The 15,978-nt window shown below is 55.4% G+C and carries 21 protein-coding genes; 12 read left to right on the top strand and 9 right to left on the bottom strand.

Annotated features, from left to right (window positions below):
- The first annotated feature begins 49 nt into the window (after positions 1 to 49).
- The 6 genes from CU100_RS20245 to CU100_RS20270 are packed head-to-tail and all read left to right on the top strand — an operon-like array spanning position 50 to position 6,055.
- Complete coding sequence (locus tag CU100_RS20245; protein WP_407070365.1) at positions 50 to 1,063, top strand: UDP-glucuronic acid decarboxylase family protein; 1,014 nt, start codon at positions 50 to 52, stop codon at positions 1,061 to 1,063.
- Complete coding sequence (galE, locus tag CU100_RS20250; protein WP_106718391.1) at positions 1,063 to 2,049, top strand: UDP-glucose 4-epimerase GalE; 987 nt, start codon at positions 1,063 to 1,065, stop codon at positions 2,047 to 2,049. Before CU100_RS20245 ends, galE begins: the two co-directional genes overlap by 1 nt.
- Positions 2,046 to 3,914, top strand: a complete 1,869-nt coding sequence (locus CU100_RS20255; protein WP_106718392.1) for a glycosyltransferase family 2 protein — start codon at positions 2,046 to 2,048, stop codon at positions 3,912 to 3,914. Before galE ends, CU100_RS20255 begins: the two co-directional genes overlap by 4 nt.
- Entirely contained in the window at positions 3,911 to 4,546 is a 636-nt protein-coding gene (locus CU100_RS20260; RefSeq protein WP_106718393.1) for a DUF995 domain-containing protein, read from the top strand. Before CU100_RS20255 ends, CU100_RS20260 begins: the two co-directional genes overlap by 4 nt.
- Positions 4,543 to 5,505, top strand: coding sequence for a glycoside hydrolase family 26 protein (locus CU100_RS20265; protein WP_106718394.1), 963 nt, complete (start codon positions 4,543 to 4,545; stop codon positions 5,503 to 5,505). Before CU100_RS20260 ends, CU100_RS20265 begins: the two co-directional genes overlap by 4 nt.
- 34 nt (positions 5,506 to 5,539) lie before the next feature.
- Positions 5,540 to 6,055: a DUF995 domain-containing protein gene (locus CU100_RS20270; RefSeq protein ID WP_106718395.1), complete on the top strand. Its 516-nt coding sequence runs from the start codon at positions 5,540 to 5,542 to the stop codon at positions 6,053 to 6,055.
- Positions 6,056 to 6,137: 82 nt separating this feature from the next.
- On the opposite strand, the gene CU100_RS20275 is transcribed toward CU100_RS20270, so the two are convergent.
- Together CU100_RS20275 and CU100_RS20280 are read right to left on the bottom strand one after the other, a co-directional pair.
- Positions 6,138 to 6,452 (bottom strand): hypothetical protein, encoded by a 315-nt coding sequence (locus CU100_RS20275; RefSeq protein ID WP_106718396.1) that lies wholly within the window; start codon positions 6,450 to 6,452, stop codon positions 6,138 to 6,140.
- Positions 6,453 to 6,638: 186 nt separating this feature from the next.
- A complete protein-coding gene (locus tag CU100_RS20280; RefSeq protein ID WP_106718397.1) occupies positions 6,639 to 7,211 on the bottom strand; it encodes an alpha-ketoglutarate-dependent dioxygenase AlkB in 573 nt (190 codons plus the stop codon).
- 233 nt (positions 7,212 to 7,444) lie between these two features.
- On the opposite strand from CU100_RS20280, the gene CU100_RS20285 reads away from it, so the two are divergent.
- Together CU100_RS20285 and CU100_RS20290 are read left to right on the top strand one after the other, a co-directional pair.
- On the top strand, positions 7,445 to 7,630 hold the full coding sequence (locus CU100_RS20285; RefSeq protein WP_106718398.1) for a hypothetical protein: 186 nt from the start codon (positions 7,445 to 7,447) through the stop codon (positions 7,628 to 7,630).
- A 146-nt stretch (positions 7,631 to 7,776) separates the two neighbouring features.
- On the top strand, positions 7,777 to 8,049 hold the full coding sequence (locus tag CU100_RS20290) for an usg protein (protein ID WP_106718399.1): 273 nt from the start codon (positions 7,777 to 7,779) through the stop codon (positions 8,047 to 8,049).
- 23 nt (positions 8,050 to 8,072) lie between these two features.
- Here CU100_RS20290 and CU100_RS20295 read toward each other — a convergent pair whose 3' ends face one another.
- Together CU100_RS20295 and CU100_RS20300 are read right to left on the bottom strand one after the other, a co-directional pair.
- Positions 8,073 to 8,456 (bottom strand): response regulator, encoded by a 384-nt coding sequence (locus tag CU100_RS20295; protein ID WP_106718400.1) that lies wholly within the window; start codon positions 8,454 to 8,456, stop codon positions 8,073 to 8,075.
- Between the two features lie 12 nt (positions 8,457 to 8,468).
- On the bottom strand, positions 8,469 to 9,839 hold the full coding sequence (locus CU100_RS20300; RefSeq protein ID WP_106718401.1) for a sensor histidine kinase: 1,371 nt from the start codon (positions 9,837 to 9,839) through the stop codon (positions 8,469 to 8,471).
- 347 nt (positions 9,840 to 10,186) lie between these two features.
- On the opposite strand from CU100_RS20300, the gene CU100_RS20305 reads away from it, so the two are divergent.
- From CU100_RS20305 to CU100_RS20315, 3 genes are all read left to right on the top strand, one after another.
- Positions 10,187 to 10,780: a L,D-transpeptidase gene (locus CU100_RS20305; RefSeq protein WP_106718402.1), complete on the top strand. Its 594-nt coding sequence runs from the start codon at positions 10,187 to 10,189 to the stop codon at positions 10,778 to 10,780.
- 153 nt (positions 10,781 to 10,933) lie between these two features.
- Positions 10,934 to 11,062: an ABC transporter gene (locus tag CU100_RS20310; protein WP_106718403.1), complete on the top strand. Its 129-nt coding sequence runs from the start codon at positions 10,934 to 10,936 to the stop codon at positions 11,060 to 11,062.
- Positions 11,063 to 11,190: 128 nt separating this feature from the next.
- Positions 11,191 to 11,841, top strand: coding sequence for a hypothetical protein (locus CU100_RS20315; RefSeq protein WP_106718404.1), 651 nt, complete (start codon positions 11,191 to 11,193; stop codon positions 11,839 to 11,841).
- Positions 11,842 to 11,909: 68 nt separating this feature from the next.
- On the opposite strand, the gene CU100_RS20320 is transcribed toward CU100_RS20315, so the two are convergent.
- From CU100_RS20320 to CU100_RS20335, 4 genes are all read right to left on the bottom strand, one after another.
- A complete protein-coding gene (locus CU100_RS20320) occupies positions 11,910 to 12,284 on the bottom strand; it encodes a VOC family protein (RefSeq protein ID WP_106718405.1) in 375 nt (124 codons plus the stop codon).
- A gap of 196 nt (positions 12,285 to 12,480) precedes the next feature.
- On the bottom strand, positions 12,481 to 12,864 hold the full coding sequence (locus CU100_RS20325; RefSeq protein WP_106718406.1) for an Atu4866 domain-containing protein: 384 nt from the start codon (positions 12,862 to 12,864) through the stop codon (positions 12,481 to 12,483).
- Positions 12,861 to 13,403, bottom strand: coding sequence for a nuclear transport factor 2 family protein (locus tag CU100_RS20330; RefSeq protein WP_106718407.1), 543 nt, complete (start codon positions 13,401 to 13,403; stop codon positions 12,861 to 12,863). The genes CU100_RS20325 and CU100_RS20330 overlap by 4 nt, the downstream gene beginning before the upstream one ends.
- 4 nt (positions 13,404 to 13,407) lie before the next feature.
- Positions 13,408 to 14,478 (bottom strand): aldo/keto reductase, encoded by a 1,071-nt coding sequence (locus tag CU100_RS20335; RefSeq protein WP_106718408.1) that lies wholly within the window; start codon positions 14,476 to 14,478, stop codon positions 13,408 to 13,410.
- 153 nt (positions 14,479 to 14,631) lie between these two features.
- Between CU100_RS20335 and CU100_RS20340 the strand changes: the two genes are divergently transcribed.
- Positions 14,632 to 15,525, top strand: coding sequence for an AraC family transcriptional regulator (locus CU100_RS20340; protein ID WP_106718409.1), 894 nt, complete (start codon positions 14,632 to 14,634; stop codon positions 15,523 to 15,525).
- Between the two features lie 159 nt (positions 15,526 to 15,684).
- Here CU100_RS20340 and CU100_RS20345 read toward each other — a convergent pair whose 3' ends face one another.
- Complete coding sequence (locus CU100_RS20345) at positions 15,685 to 15,897, bottom strand: hypothetical protein (protein ID WP_106718410.1); 213 nt, start codon at positions 15,895 to 15,897, stop codon at positions 15,685 to 15,687.
- Positions 15,898 to 15,978: the final 81 nt, after the last annotated feature.

Below are 15,978 nucleotides of genomic sequence, written 5' to 3' on the forward strand. Positions count from 1 at the left end.
TGGGGTCAGATCAATGAAAACAATGCGCCCGCTATCTTCCCGTCCAAATGTGAACGCACTCTTCGGTGATGTGCGAGTGGTCCGCTCAAAACAACGGCCGCGCCATGTTCTCGTAACCGGCGGCGCTGGTTTTCTCGGGTCGCATCTTTGCGAACGGCTTCTCAAGGCCGGCCACACTGTTATCTGCGTCGATAATTTTTCGACGGGGCTCGAGCGCAACATTCGTCATCTGCGCAATTTCGATCGCTTTAGTGTTTTGAAGCATGACGTGGTCGATCCGATCGATATCGAAGTTGACGAGATCTACAATCTTGCTTGCCCGGCATCGCCTCCGCATTACCAGGCAGATCCGGTACACACGATGAAGACGTGCGTTCTGGGAGCGCTCAATCTGCTGGAGTTGGCGGCGCGCACCGGAGCACGCATTTTCCAGGCGTCGACATCCGAAATATACGGCGATCCACTGGTTCACCCACAGGTCGAGGGATATTGGGGTAACGTCAACTCATTCGGCCCACGTTCCTGCTATGACGAAGGCAAGCGTAGCGCCGAAACGCTGTTCTTCGATTTCAACAAGAAGCATCACGTCGAGATCAAGGTAGCGCGGATATTCAATACGTATGGACCGCATATGCGTCCCGATGATGGCCGGGTCGTCTCCAACTTCATCGTGCAGGCGTTAAAGGGCCAGGACATTACCATTTATGGTGATGGCTCGCAGACACGCTCGTTCTGCTTTGTTAACGATCTCATTGATGGGTTCCAGCAATTAATGGCAACCGAGCCATCGTTCACCGGACCGGTCAATCTCGGAAATCCGGTTGAATTTACCATTCTTGAACTTGCAGAGATGGTAATCCAGATGACAGGCTCCCGTTCGAAGACCATTCGCAATCCTTTGCCGACAGATGATCCGCGCCAGCGCCGCCCAGACATTTCTCTGGCTCAGCGTGAGTTGGGGTGGCAGCCCATGGTGCCACTCGCCACCGGCCTTGAAAAGACGATCCATTACTTCGACCGACTTCTCTCCGAGGAAGCACATGAACTTGCGGAGATTGCATAATGTCTCCGCGCAGAGTTCTCGTTGCGGGCGGTGCCGGCTATATCGGTAGTCATACCGCCAAGCTGTTGCACGCGAACGGCCTTGAGCCGATCGTCTTTGATAATCTGGTTACCGGAAATCATTCGTCAGTGCGCTGGGGACCGTTCGTGCACGGCGACATCCTCGACACGAGCAGCCTAGCCCGGACACTCGCACAGTATGAGCCGGATGCAGTAGTGCACTTTGCAGCATCGGCCTATGTTGGCGAGTCCGTAGAGGACCCTGCGAAATACTATCGCAACAACGTGGCCGGGACGCTGTCCCTTCTGGATGCCTGCCGCCACGCAGCAATCGACAAGGTTATCTTCTCGTCGAGCTGTGCCACATATGGTGTGCCGGACGTACTGCCTATCACCGAGGATACACCTCAGCGACCGATTAATCCGTACGGTAGGACCAAGCTGATTGCGGAGCAAATTCTCCAGGACTATGCAGCGGCCTATGCACTGAGGTACGTGGCACTGCGGTATTTCAATGCCTGTGGTGCCGATCCTGAAGGGGAACTCGGCGAGTGGCACGAGCCCGAAACGCATCTGATCCCGCGAGCACTGCTCGCTGCGGGAGGATCGATCGGGCACCTGAGTGTTTACGGTGACGATTATGCCACTGATGATGGCACCTGCGTTCGCGATTACATTCATGTGACGGACCTCGCACGTGCACATGTGCAGGCGTTGGATCATCTCCTTGCCGGGGGCGAAAACCTCGCCGTCAATCTCGGAACGGGCCGCGGCTCTTCGATAGGGGAAATCATCGAAACAATTGGGCGCGTTACGAAACGCGAAGTGCCTGTCGAAATGCACCCCAGGCGCGCCGGCGATCCGCCAGCGCTCTATGCGGACCCGACCTTTGCTCGCAGCGCGCTTGGGTTTGCACCTGAATATTCCGATCTGGAAACGATTGTCCGCACCGCCGCTCCATTCTTTGGACTGGAGTCACGGGCATGAGCGAAATACAAGAAAGTAGCGTAGAGCAGGAGCCATTTCTGGTACCGGTTCTGACGGGATCCAGGAAGACGGAATACCTCGTTGGTGCAGCGATCTGGCTGGCCTTCCTCGTCTATTTCTGGTCTTGGTGGCTGCAGCCGGAGCACTATATCGGCTTTTGGGGCTTCGTCTCCGTTACTGCCATTCTCGCTTGGGTAACACTGTTGCCAGGCTACTTCATGGCCATTTTCTATCGTGCGAGGAAGCCGAACGGAGCGCTCAGGTTGCCAGCCGGTAGCCGGGTCGCCATGGTTGTGACGAAAGCGCCCTCTGAACCTTTTTCCATAGTGGCAACAACCCTGAAGGCGATGCTAGCCCAGGAGTTCCCCCATGACGTGTGGCTTGCGGACGAAGATCCGACACTCGAAACACTGAGATGGTGCAAGCAGCACGGCGTTTTCGTTTCCACGCGAAAGAACCGACCGGACTATCATCTATCCACCTGGCCACGCCGCACGCGCTGCAAGGAAGGCAATCTCGCGTTTTTCTACGATCACTACGGCTATGACAGGTATGATTTCGTTGTGCAGCTAGACGCCGATCATGTCCCCGAGGCGGGATATCTCATCGAGATGCTGCGCCCGTTTGCCGATCCTGGTGTTGGCTACGTATCGGCACCGAGCATTTGCGATCAAAATGCTTCGAAAAGCTGGTCCGCACGGGGAAGACTCTATGCCGAAGCTAACATGCATGGCTCGCTTCAGGCGGGCTACACCGGAGGCCTGGCCCCACTTTGCATCGGATCGCATTACGCCGTGCGGACGGCTGCACTCAAGCAAATTGGGGGCCTTGGGCCGGAACTAGCCGAAGATCACTCCACGACCTTGATCATGAGCGCTTATGGCTGGCGCGGTGTGCATGCGCTTGACGCCATTGCCCATGGAGACGGCCCGAGCACATTCGCCGATCTTGTTACACAGGAATTCCAGTGGTCTCGCAGCTTAGTCATGCTGCTCCTGCAGTATTCGCCAATCTACGTCCCGCGCCTGTCATTGAAGCTGAAATTCTCGTTTCTGTTTGCTCAGCTTTGGTATCCGCTTTTTGCCTTCTTCATGGCACTGATGTTCGCAATGCCGATCTTGGCTCTCCTTAGCAAACAAAACTTTGTAGCCGTGACCTATGTAGATTTTCTTGCTCACTTCACGCCGCTCTACATTGCATTGATGGTATTGGTCTATCGTTGGCGCGCCACCGGCTCGTTTCGGCCGTTCGATTCAAAAATCCTGTGCTGGGAAACGATGTTTTTTCTATTTGCACGTTGGCCGTGGGCGCTGGTGGGAACCGTTGCTGCTGTCCGCGACTGGATCACGGGTTCACACGTCGATTTTCGCATTACACCTAAAGGTGCGTCCGAAGTCGATCCGTTACCTTCGCGGGTTCTCATGCCCTATGGGCTTCTGTCGATAGCGTCCGTTCTGCCAGTTTTACTGGTGCAGGATGCGGGGGAAACACGCGGGTTCTATATCTTCGCGATCGTCAATGCTGTGCTCTATACGCTCCTGTTTCTGACCATTGTCGTCCAGCATGCAAGAGAGAATATCGTTAGATTCCGGACAAGGACCTATCGTCCGGCTATGGCCGCGAGCCTCCTCGCTCTCATCGTCCTGCCAGGATTTGCAACTTTTGAACGCGGGAAAGAAGGACTGGATTCACTCGCGTGGGGTGCAGGCAGATTGCAACTCTACGAGACGAGGTACGCAGTGTCAGGCGCCGGAATCGGGAGCGGAGAGCTGCGGAGCCTGACATTCAAGCCACGGTGGCTGCCAGTAGCGCCTACCAACAACTTCTCACAAGAAGAAGGGCTCGAGGAGAGCGACACAAAATGAAACTAAGAACAATACTAACTAACCAATTTGAGCGCCGGGGAGCTACGCAAGGAAACATTCAGCCAAGGCTGAGCGCCAAAGGATTACGCCGTGCCGTTCTCGTGTCGCTCTGTCTGCCGGCTTTCGCCTTCATTCATGGCGCTTATGCCGAGGAGAGTGCCGTTCCGTCGGCGGATGCAAAGCCAATGACAGGTGTTGAGCTTTACATGCTGTACCGCGACAGGTCGTGGGCTTGGGCCGACGGTGCCGGCCGCTTTGACGATGCTGGACGTCGTTTCACGGCAAGCACCGGTGCAGGAGATACAACCGCATGGGCACAAGGCCGGTGGGTGGTAACCGACGACGGCCGCCTATGCCTCAATGCCGAATGGCACACCGTTTCCGGGGTTCATCCCAATACAATCTGTTTCAGCCATAAGCGCGCTGGTGAAACCATCTATCAAAAGAAGGAGCCGTCCGGCTCCTGGTACATCTTCCGGCATGCCGTGCCGGCTGAAACTGACGAGTTCAAAAAGCTCGTGAAGGAAAATCTTGTGTCTGCGGACATAGGAACAATCAAATCCGATCTTCAAAATCAAAAAAGACTAGCAGGCAACACGTTGACGAATGCTAGCAGGAGGACAAGACCATGAACAATAACAAAACACGCACAGCAATCGCAGTTTCATTTGCATCATTGCTGTTAACTGGAACGGTGCTCGCGGCCAGTGTGCCCCGAGGGATACCCACCAACATCAAGCCGAATGCGAATCATGCTTTAGACAAGCGGCCGATCATCGGCCCCAACTCGGTAACGTTTGGTGCGTATGATCCGCATGCCGACTTTAGCGCCGATCCGAACTCCAAGATCGAGCACCTCTTTCTGCCATGGGAAGACGTCGACCTTTCATCCTTGTCCATCGCCGACGATTATGCCCAGCAACGCGGAAGAAAGCTTTTCATCACGGTCGAGCCGTGGTCTTGGGCCGTTGACTGGAGATCATCGCCGGAACAACTGATCAGCGGTATTCTGGCCGGCAAGTACGATGCCAATATGGCTGCGGTCTGTTCGACTGCGGCGGGGCTCAAGAGCGATGTCACCATCCGCTGGGCACAGGAAATGGATGCGACAGACAACCAGTTCACCTGGTCGCACTGGAAGGCTGCTGATTACGCCTCGGCCTACAGGCGGATGGTGACAGTCTGCCGCCAGCATAACAAGACGGCGAAATACATGTGGTCGCCTAAGGGTGAGCCTGATCTTGCGGCCTTCTATCCCGGCGATGACGTCGTCGACCTCATCGGTCTGTCGGTGTTCGGGTTGCAGCAATACGACGTCGACAAGTTCGGAAAAGAAAGAACTTTCGCCGAAATACTTGCGCCCGGCTACCGCCTTGCCGCCGCCTTTGGGAAACCAATTGTCGTAGCCGAGTTGGGCTATGAGGGCGATGCCGACTACGTCCGCAACTGGGCCGACAATGCAGCCAAACAATATCCGGAATTCCCGGACCTGACGGCTGTCGTCTACTTCAACGACAAGGAAGTTTACCCTTGGCCGAAGCCTTACGGGCTGCCTAACTGGCGCGTCGTCAGCGACGAAGTCGTAAACTAGCGCATTGATCAATCCCGTTCAGGAGGACGAACAAATGAAAAAGATAAGAACACTATCGCTTCTGTGCGCGATCATTGCTGCCATGGGTGCAGTTGCCTTTGACGCCGATGCCGCACAGACCAAGATGACGAAGCCACCGGCGATGTCCGAACCCCTGACCAGCAATGAATTGGTCAAGCTCTATGGCAATCGATCCTGGCTATGGAAGGATGGTGCTGGCTATTTTGCCGTGAAACAGCGCGAGTTCAGGGCTTGGACGGGTGAGGGGTCTGGATCATACGGCGCGGGCCGGTGGTTCGTTACCGATCCTGGGAAACTTTGCTTCAAAGCTATGTGGTATGCAAAGACCGGTAAAGCCGATGCTTTGACTTGCTTCAGCCACCGCAAGAAGGGAAACGCGATATTTCAGAAGCGCGAACCCGATGGGGAATGGTATGCATTTAAAACCAGCCCCGCGGGTTCGGGCGACGAATATCGCAAATTGCAGCCTGGTGATTATGCTACCGCGCGTTTCGACCGGATGCGGGCGAAATTTTCAACTGTGAAGTAGGACGTTCGTTGAAGCCGTCCGGATTGCCGGCCGGCTTCAACTATTCACCTGCTGGCGGCATGCGGCGGATACGCCCGGCGGCTCAGCGTGCGAAGCAAGATGATTTCTGGCCAAAACCGCTTGGTGTGCAAATAAAGGGGGCGCGGCCTAGAAAAGATGCCTTGATAGCCAGCTTTCTGGTCTTGACTACCTTCGCCGTTTTGACCGAATTTTTCAGGTTCCGGGCATAGGAAATCTCAAGCGAAGATGATTGTGCTTGGGCAGCTTCGGTGAACCCAACCGCACCCATCAGAACGGCCGCTAGCGCAATTTTCGCCAGTCTTGACGTAAATAGTGACAAAACATTCTTGCGCTGTGTAGAAAACGAGATTTCGGTTACTTCGGTTGCGATAATCATCTTTAGGAACTCTCCTTGTCTTGATGTAAAGACGTTTACCACGGGGAGATTTCCCGCCATTTAAGCAATTAAGTACAATTAGAACGACCTGTATATTATACCTTCGTCCTGCAAATTGAAACAACCTGATCCTGCCCGCTAATGGATTGGCCATGCCGAGGCGGTGCATCCGAACTGTACACGAGGTCAGCTGCTTGTTCTTAGTTCGCGGAAGGTGATGGAATATCGCAAGCGATCCACTGGCGGAATGGAGTGTTCCCACTCTGTCCGCGCCGATCCGCTCATCAAATATGCAGAACCGGGTTCGGCGATGATCGACACACGCTCCCATTTTCCATTGATTTTTCGCCGTAACCGGAATGTACACGCAGAAAGCAGGGATATTCCAACGACGACGCCGAAGACAGCCTTGTCCTTATGCCAGCCGATAGGAGCGCCTGGGCTATACTCTGTGATCAGGGCGTGCTGGAGTTGCTCGGATGATAGGCCTGCGAAGCGCGCGGCCACCCTCCGTACAGGAAATAGAAAGCGCGGTATCTCAGGGCCGGCCCCCAGCTTCTCGGCATCGAAATCATACTTCCAGCCATAGGAAACCACACGCCGTCTACCCTTGAAGCCGTGAAAGTCAAAGGCCTCGAAGGGCAGCTTGGGAAGCTCCTGCAACAAAGATTGCTGCAAGGCGGAGGACACTACATCAGGAGCGTATTTAAATCCTTCTGGAAGCTCTGTCGGCAATTTTCCAAAGAGATCTGTTTGCATCGTCGGTAGGGCCGTTAGTTTGCGGAGTGTGGTGCGAATGTGTCGTCGGATATATACATGAGGAGGGCTGCACACACATGCAAATCAATATTTGAGATAACGCTCTTTTCGGCGCACTTCATAAAACACGTGGCGGGGCCTGATGAGTTCTCTAGCTAGAGAACTTTGTAAATCCGCCGTTCAGCTTGCGCTGATACAATGACTGTGTTCACTTTGAACCGATCGGAGATGAAATGCCTGAAAATGATAAAGCCGCTGGTGCCGGAAGTTCTCTCCTGCAGCTTGAGGACCAGCTAAAGGCACTTGGCAAAATGATCGCGCAGGAGCCGGTTGATCCCAAGATCCGCATGCTATGGAAGACCTTCGAAAAGCGGTTCCTCGAACACGTAAAAGAGGTAAACAGGAGCGTCGAGTCATAGGGAGGGCATGATCGTCGAACTGCTGCAAAGTAAATCGTTAGCACTCGATTGCAACGGCTGCTAACCTGCTGTAATGGAACAATAAACTGTTTACATCGTTGTCGAACAACTACATGCTGCAGAAAGTGTCTACGATGGAGAATCTCATGCGACTTTCCTCAGATATGGAACGACAGCTTCATGGCTACGGATTGACTACGGCTCACATCCTTTACCGCATGCCGAATTTCAAGTCCGTGCTCCAGACGTTCATTTGGCAGGAATACGATCTTGCTCCCGACTTTCCGGAGATGACGCGGTTCTTGGAGTTCTGGCAACGCAAGCTGGATGGACCGCTGCATTCCGTCCGATACACGCACCAGCGATTGATCGGACCGAGCGAATGGCGTCAGGTAGAGGGTGAGTTCAGGCTTCATTGAAATATCGGAAAGGTCGCGTCCGATCAACGTTCCGAACCGAGTCTGGCGATGAGGGTTGCCACTAGGTTCTCGTCGATAGGCTTCTCGCAACGAGGAACGTCCTCATATACATCGGGAACAGTGAATGCGTCGTAGCCGGTAGTAAATACGAAAGGCACGCCACGATTAGCCAAGGCGTCCGCGACAGGGAACACCCGCCCGCCACGAAGATTGATATCAAGAATCGCACCATCTAGTGCGTCGTACGATTCCACGAGCTTTAGCGCGTCCTCGATCGAACCGGCGGGGCCGACGATTTTGGCACCGAGCTTCTCGAGAAAATGAGAAAGGTCCATCGCTATCAGATATTCGTCTTCGACGACTAGAAGCCGTTTGCCTTCAAGATTTACCGTGTCAGCATCAACCATACTGCCCTCCATTCAAGATTGACCAGCGGAAACTGTTATTGCGCACCGGACACCGTCGGTCGCAAATTCAAGCTTGGTTTCAGCGTTGAGCTGATATGGCAATGCGCGTTCGATCAATTCACTGCCATAACCTTTACGCTTTGGCCGCTCCTTGTTTGGCATATTCACGCCGCTCTCGTTCCAATTCAGCGTGACTCGTCCGTCTGGTGATACTTTCCAGACCACGTCAAGCTTTCCATCGTCCTGAGCGAGCGCGCCGTGCTTTACCGCATTTGTTGCAAGCTCATGCAGCGCGAGACCCAGTGCCTGGGCAGAAGCTGCTGGCAGCGCTACCGACTGGCCTTCAATGCGGATATTATCCTCTTTGGACGAATTTACATGTGCCGCAAGCTCGGAATTGACGATGTCGCGCAGGTCGACATTTGCCTCGGCTCGGGCAAGAAGACCCTGCACGCGGCCAAGAGCACGCAACCGGCTTGAATATTCCGAACCGAATGTCTCCAGCGATGTACTCGTGCGGAGCGTTTGATTGGCGATCGACTGGACGACGGCAAGCAGGTTGCGTGTGCGGTGCTGAAGCTCTGCCATCAACATCTGCTGCCGGTCCTTCAGGCCACGTAGATCGTGAACGTCCGTCATGGTGCCAACCCAGTCTCCGCTCATGATCTCATCGCCCTCGACGCGGCGCGCACGCGTTTGATGCCATCGAAATTCGCCGTCTGACTGTCGGCGTACGCGATGTTCCACATAGTAGTCACCAGTTGTTGCAGCATCTCGCCAAGCCGAGTGTGTCAGTTCGTGGTCGTCGGGGTGAATGGCATCAAGCCAACCGAAGCCGACACTTTCCTTAAGGCTGAGCCCGGTAAATTCAACCCATTGCGGGCTGCCCCATGTCCTGTTGCCATCGCCGCGTGAGCGGAATACGAGTTGCGGAATGCTGGTTGCGAGGATCCGAAAGCGCTCTTCGTTTTCCCTCAGGCGTGCTTCTGCCTGATGCTGTTCCGTTCTGTCGCGTAAGATTTTAACGAACCCGAGACTCCTGTCCTCCAGTGGCATGGTCAGGCCCGAGGCGAAGAGATATGAGCCATCGCTGCGCACCTGCCAACGGTCATCCTCGGCCCGACCGTGTACTTGGGCGTGCATCCGCTCCTCGTCCGGAACGCCCGCCTCCCTGTCTTCGGGTGTGAAAATAACGTCAGCCGAGTGACCGATCATTTCCTCGTCGCTATAGCCGAGCACCCGCTCTGCGCCGGAATTCCAGCTTGTGACTATTCCGTTGGGATCCATGGAAAAGATCGCGTAGTCCTTGGCGCTCTCGATGACCAGCCGCAGCAGCTCATCGCTGCTCGGAGTCCCTTGAGGACTTTGTCTATTTGCGACCACGAATACCTCCTGTCAGGAACTTGCGGCGATCAGCGCGTTATCGCTTGGCGCAAAAGGGCGCCGTCTGCTCCGGCGCCAACCACTTCTCTAACCCCGGTGCCTTGCTTAAGTTCCTTAATTTCAACGCCCTTCTGGGCACGAGAGAATACTGGCGCAATCTTCCGTGGAAGCTCAACAAATCTCTTGGGCAGGGACGACGGGGACGGCCATGGCGATTGTTGATTCTTGGATACTTTCACTGCCCGAGGCACCCTTTTTACCTGGCGGTGTCGCCACGACTTGGCCAAGAGGTGTTGGAATGTTAGGGTAATGCGCAGTGGTGCTGGGCGGTGCAGGGCTGGGATAAGATGAAGAATGCGAAATTGACGCGTCGTGGTTTGGTTTTGTCTGGACTGGTTCTGATGGTGGCTGGCTGTTCCCCAGCCCGTGAAACTTGGCAGCCGTTCTCGTTTGGCTTGGGAGGACGCCCCTACCTGGATCGTCGTCTGCGACGGCAGCGCGTTGCTTATACCGGATCCGAGGCGCCCGGTACGATTGTCGTTAACACCTATGAGCGGTTCCTTTACGCCGTTGAGGAAAACGGTTCGGCAACCCGATATGGCATATCGGTCGGCGAGGAGGGGCTGACGATGAAGGGCAGGGCGACCATTGGGCGGAAGGAAGAATGGCCCTCATGGACACCAACGACACGTATGATCCAGCGAAAGCCGCACCTCGCGCAGTATGCAGGAGGCGTACCGGGAGGGCCCAATAATCCGCTGGGTGCTTGTGCCCTCTATCTCTATCGGAATGGGCGCGACACGATGTTCCGTCTTCACGGCACAAACCAGCCTTGGCTGATCGGTCAAGCTGTTTCCAACGGATGCATCCGGCTCACCAACGAAGATGCCCTTTACCTTTACGAACGTACGCCGCTGGGGACGCCAGTCCTGATCATATAACAACCAGCATGTACAGATTTTCCGTGGCAAGAGCAGGATTGTGACAAATGTGACACGATCCGTGTGTTTCCGCCCAGCGGGTATTAGCAACAACTACTATTTGTGGTAGTCTGCGGTTGTTAGGCCTACTTAACTTGAGGAAAGGAATATCTGATGAAGAGAATTCTGATCACCGTAGCTGCCGTACTTTCAGTTTTCAGTTTGAGCGCCTGCGGATCGATTGGTAAGGGGAAAGCTCCCCCGCCGATGGAAGAACCGGCAGCGGCGCCAGTCTATAAATAATACCCCTTTCTGTGCTGTGGGAAAGTATTTGCTTTCCTGTCTCCGTCGAACAAAGTCGCCGGCACCTATGGGTGTCATCGGCCGCCGTCAATTGGCGCTGATAAAGCGCTCAAGGTGGTGAGGATGGTATGATGTTGTTGAATGGCCGGTTGTGGTTGCTCGCATTGGGAATGGTTGTGCTTGCTGGATGTGCGCCGAACGCGCAAATAAAACCCAATGTAGTGTCTTACAACAACCAGGGTTCAGGGCATGTAACGGCGACGTCGCGGGCTCGCACCAGTACACAAGCATTGCAGCAAGCGGGAGAGGGGCGGTATTTCATTGAGTTCCGCTCCCGCTATGCTCTCACCTATGGCCATTCATATGTAATGTTTGGCCGGCTCAATAAAGCCGGTCAGATGATCGACAAGGACGTGGCTGGACTCCACCCCGCCTCAAACAGCCCAGTTCCCTACGTTCTAGGTCATTATATACCCGTACCAGCCGAGACCGGGGCAAGTGACGGTGATCTGGAGGACCGTTACAAGTCGGCAAGCTGGCGGGTCATGTTGAACGAAACCGAATATCGTACAGTCGTTGCATATATACGCAAGTTGCAGGCGCGATCCCGTTTCTGGCAAGCGACCGTTTACAATTGCAATGCTTTCGTCGGGGAGATCGCGCGCTCGATGGGCTACAAGACCCCGGGTCACTTGATGCGCCCCCAACAGTATATAACGAAACTTAGACAGATGAACGGCGGGCCAAATGCGATCGGTTATACGGGTCCTGCAGGTTAACGGCTTCAGCTTTTCGTCGAGTGGTCTCGGGAAGGAGCAACCCGTCCGTGGCCTGCCTAATGGAAGAGTCAAGCCTCGGGTTTGTGGCAAACCACTTCGATGTTGTGCCCATCTGGACCAATGACGAAAGCCGCATAGTAGTTCGCGTGGTAGTGTGGGCGCAGACCTGGCGCGCCATTATCGTTACCTCCCGCCTCCAGAGCCGCGCGGTAGAAAGCTTCCACTTGCTGACGATCCTCAGCGGTGAACGCAAGGTGAAGGTGCGCCGGTTTCTCCTCGGTTTTGTACAGGCACAACGAGGCCTTGCCCTGTGGGCTAAGCTCGACACCGTATGTCGGCGTCCCCTCCGAGACAACGGCTACTCCGAGCGGTTCTAGTGCTTTGAGGAAAAACGCTTTGCTCGCCGAATAGTCGCTGACTCCGAATTTGACGTGGTCAAACATCAGTTCTCCTTGATTGTATAACCTTGCTTGCGCGCGTTTCGAGGCTGAATTTTGTCTTGGATGTTAATGCCATGTCTGCCAGCGCCGCTAGGTGGCTCCTAAAAACTGGTCCGGGCAAATGACGCGTTCTGTAAATTATCCGTGCGACCACCTCCGTCCGGCACCCTTCCGATCCCTCAGAGCCAGCAATATCTACTTATCTCTCGCGATAGAAGATCATTCCGCCATGATGGAGCTCGTCCTGGCCAACGAACGTGCCGTCGGCGGTGAAGCCAGTATCATCCCAGTAGTCGATGCGGTTTCCTCTGATTTCGTATCGTCCCTGATATGAGCTCTTGCGTGTTCCGCGCGCTTCATCGTATCGCCCGTTACTTAGTAGTTCCTGCCTGATAATGCCGTCGGCAGTGACCCACATGCCGACATAGGTGTGGTGTTTCATCTTCTTGTCCTGTGCTGTTGTTGCGAACTGGTCAGCGCTCGCCGCGCCCAACTGCGTGAGCGGGGCGACACCGAAGGCGGCGGTGAAAGTCACTCCGGCGAGCGCCGCAAGCCGGCGTGCCAAAATCAGATTGTCTGTCATTGCGCGCCTTCTTCCCCGGGTGCCGGGATGCGCCGTAGCACGTCGTCATAAGGCGCGAGGTCAAGGAACGCGTTGACCTCGGTGGCCTTGCCTCCTGCCATGCGGAATATCCACACATAGCGGTTTCGATATGGGCGACCGTCTTGGGCGATGGCTTCGCCTTCCCAATTGATGATGACATGATCGCCATCTGCCCAAAGCCGTTTGGACAACGGACGCACCGGTATACGCAAGCGACTGACGAAGGGGCGTACTGCGCCTGACATGAATGCCTCACGACCCCGGTAAGTGGCCGCGTTCGGCCCTGATCCTTCAACCGTCCATTCGATGTCTGGCGCGAGCATCTCGTTGAAGAAGTCCGAGCTGCCATCCGCCCAGCGATCGAACGCTGCAGTGACTATTTGTTTGTTGCGCTTCGCCTGCACTTCTTGCGAGTTCGTAGTCGACTCAGCCTGCGATGTTGCCGGGTGGGATGTTAAGCAAAACAGAGTGCCAACGACGAGAATGGTCCTTCCCTTGGTGAGAATGGTAAATATCATGGCGTCATCTCCTGCTTTCGACCGTAGACGTGCCAAAGATCAACTGCTGACCCATCGGCCTGCCGATGAAGTTCTCCGGGAAAATTGGCGGAACCGCGCTCGCCCGATTCAGTCGATCGAGGTGATCGTCGGTAAACGCAACGCTCAGCGCTCCGAAATTGTCCTCAGCCTGCTTCAGGGTGCGCGCTCCCATGACTGGTGAGACTACAGCTGGATTTTGCAATGTCCAGGCAAGCGCGACCTGCGAGCACGAGGCGCCGAGTTCTTTGGCGACGTCGCCTACGATGTCTGCGACCAGCAAGGAGTGTTCATTAAGATGGCCCGAAGAGGCGATTACCCCCTTGCGCGTCGCGGAGACGTTCGCATTATTGTCATCCGACAGGTCGGCGCGGCTGTACTTGCCGGTAAGGATACCGCCGCCGAGGGGTGACCACGGGAGAACCCCAAGTCCCATCGCCTGCGCCATTGGCAGCAACTCGTGCTCGACGGTCCGCTCGACTAGGCTGTATCCGATCTGCAGGGCGACAAAGGGCGACCACCCGCGCAGGTCAGCTAGCGTCTGCATTTGCGCTACCCGCCATGCAGGCGTGTTGCAGATGCCGACATAGAGGATTTTACCGGATCGGACGAGATCATCAAGCGCCCGCAGGACCTCCTCAGGTGTCGTCGTGAAGTCCCAGACGTGGAGGTAGAAAAGATCGATGCGATCTGTGTCGAGCTGGCGAAGGCTAGTTTCAACGGAGCGCACGAGATTGAGACGGTGATTGCCGCCGGAATTCACATTGGCGGGATCGCGTGCCATGGTGAACTTGGTGGCAATGACGGTGCGCTCGCTCTTGTCCTTGACGAGGCTGCCGAGGATGCGCTCCGACGCGCCATTGGTGTAGTTGACGGACGTATCGACGAAGTTACCACCGCGATCGCTATAGGCGTCGAAGATGCGCTTGGCCTCGCACGGATCGGCGCCCCAGCCCCAATCCTGACCAAAGGTCATGGTGCCGAGCGCCAGTGGCGAAACGCGTAGGCCGGACCGGCCAAGCAGCCGGTAGTGGTCTAGAGAAGATGGTGCAGTCATATTGAGACGCTCCTTGTAATGTCGTTCGATGCACCCCTATTTGCTGCTGATCAGTGCGAGAGAGGTAGTCAACGTTTCCAAAATTCTTGCACGATCATCCGATTGTCGCCGCTCAACTCTTTTTTGCGACTGGGGTCTGTGGGATAAAAGGAAATGACCAGACTAAAGATGTTAATCGATATAATCGCTCGGCATGCACCGCACGATGGAACGTTCGATGGCGCGATTCCGGGCGTGAAGCTTCTTCGATCGTCCACGCCGACGATGCCTATGCCTGTGATTTATGAGCCGACAGTCTGCTTCGTCGCACAAGGGCGCAAGCAGGCGGCACTGGGAACGACAGCCTACATTTATGATCCGGCAAGATATCTTGTTGCTTCCGTCGGCCTGCCGGTCATGGGATCTGTGATCGAAGCCACCAAAGCGGAGCCGTATCTCAGCCTCCAACTCGACCTTGACTTGCCAGTGCTCGGGGAACTCGCTGCTCGGCATCCGCTCGCCCCAGACGAACCCGTCGCCCTTGCAATGGGCTTGACGCTCAATCAAACCAATCCAGCCATGCTGGACGCGGTCGTTCGGCTGGCGAGCCTGCTCGACGAGCCACGCGACATCGAGGCGCTGGCCCCGCTTACGATCAGCGAAATCCTGTATCGGCTTCTGACCGGGTCCGGAGGCATTGTCATCCGGCACATGACACAGGCCGACAGCCGACTTAGCCAAGTCGCGCGCGCCATCGTGTGGCTCCGAAAGCATTTTCAGGAAGCCTGCCGCATCGAGGAGGCTGCGGAGATTGCGGGGATGAGCCGCTCTTCTTTCCACCAGCACTTCAGGGCTGTCACCGCAATGAGCCCGATCGAGTTCCGAACCCAGTTGCGCATACAGGAAGCGCGCCGGCTGATGGTGAGCAGCGCCATGGACGCAGCCAGTGCCGGCTTCCACGTCGGGTATGACAGTCCCTCGCAGTTCAGTCGCGACTATTCACGCATCTTTGGAATTCCTCCGGCGAAACACGCCAGGCGGTTGCGTATTGTGACCACTGATCGATGATGTGGACAATGTCTCTATTGAATGGACGAGGATCGTAGTAATTCGACCATTCAATGTGTGATATCTGACATCATTTCCACAAACCGCGGAGCGAATAATGAACGTGACCGTCACGATCTCATTGCAGCCGCGCAAAGATGGCAGAAGGCGTGCTCCAATCTATGCTTTGCGTAGAATTTGGCCCTCTTTCATCTCGAAAATACCTTCCTGTCCGCCTTGACGGTCAAAATCCCGCGACAACTCCCCCCAGTAGCCAAGGAATTGGCCACACAAGGTACATTCAATCGGCGTGATGAGGCGCACCTCATCGGGAATCTTGAGATAGATAGTACCGCAGGACTTACAGTCGAGCTTGTGATCCAGGCGCTCCATCGACGTCCCCGTGTCATCGGCAAAATATAACTAACCATTATCACACATTGTTCGTGCACACCTCCGCGGCGAATTGCCCGA

The organism is Phyllobacterium endophyticum (assembly GCF_003010935.1).
Lineage (GTDB): Bacteria > Pseudomonadota > Alphaproteobacteria > Rhizobiales > Rhizobiaceae > Phyllobacterium > Phyllobacterium endophyticum.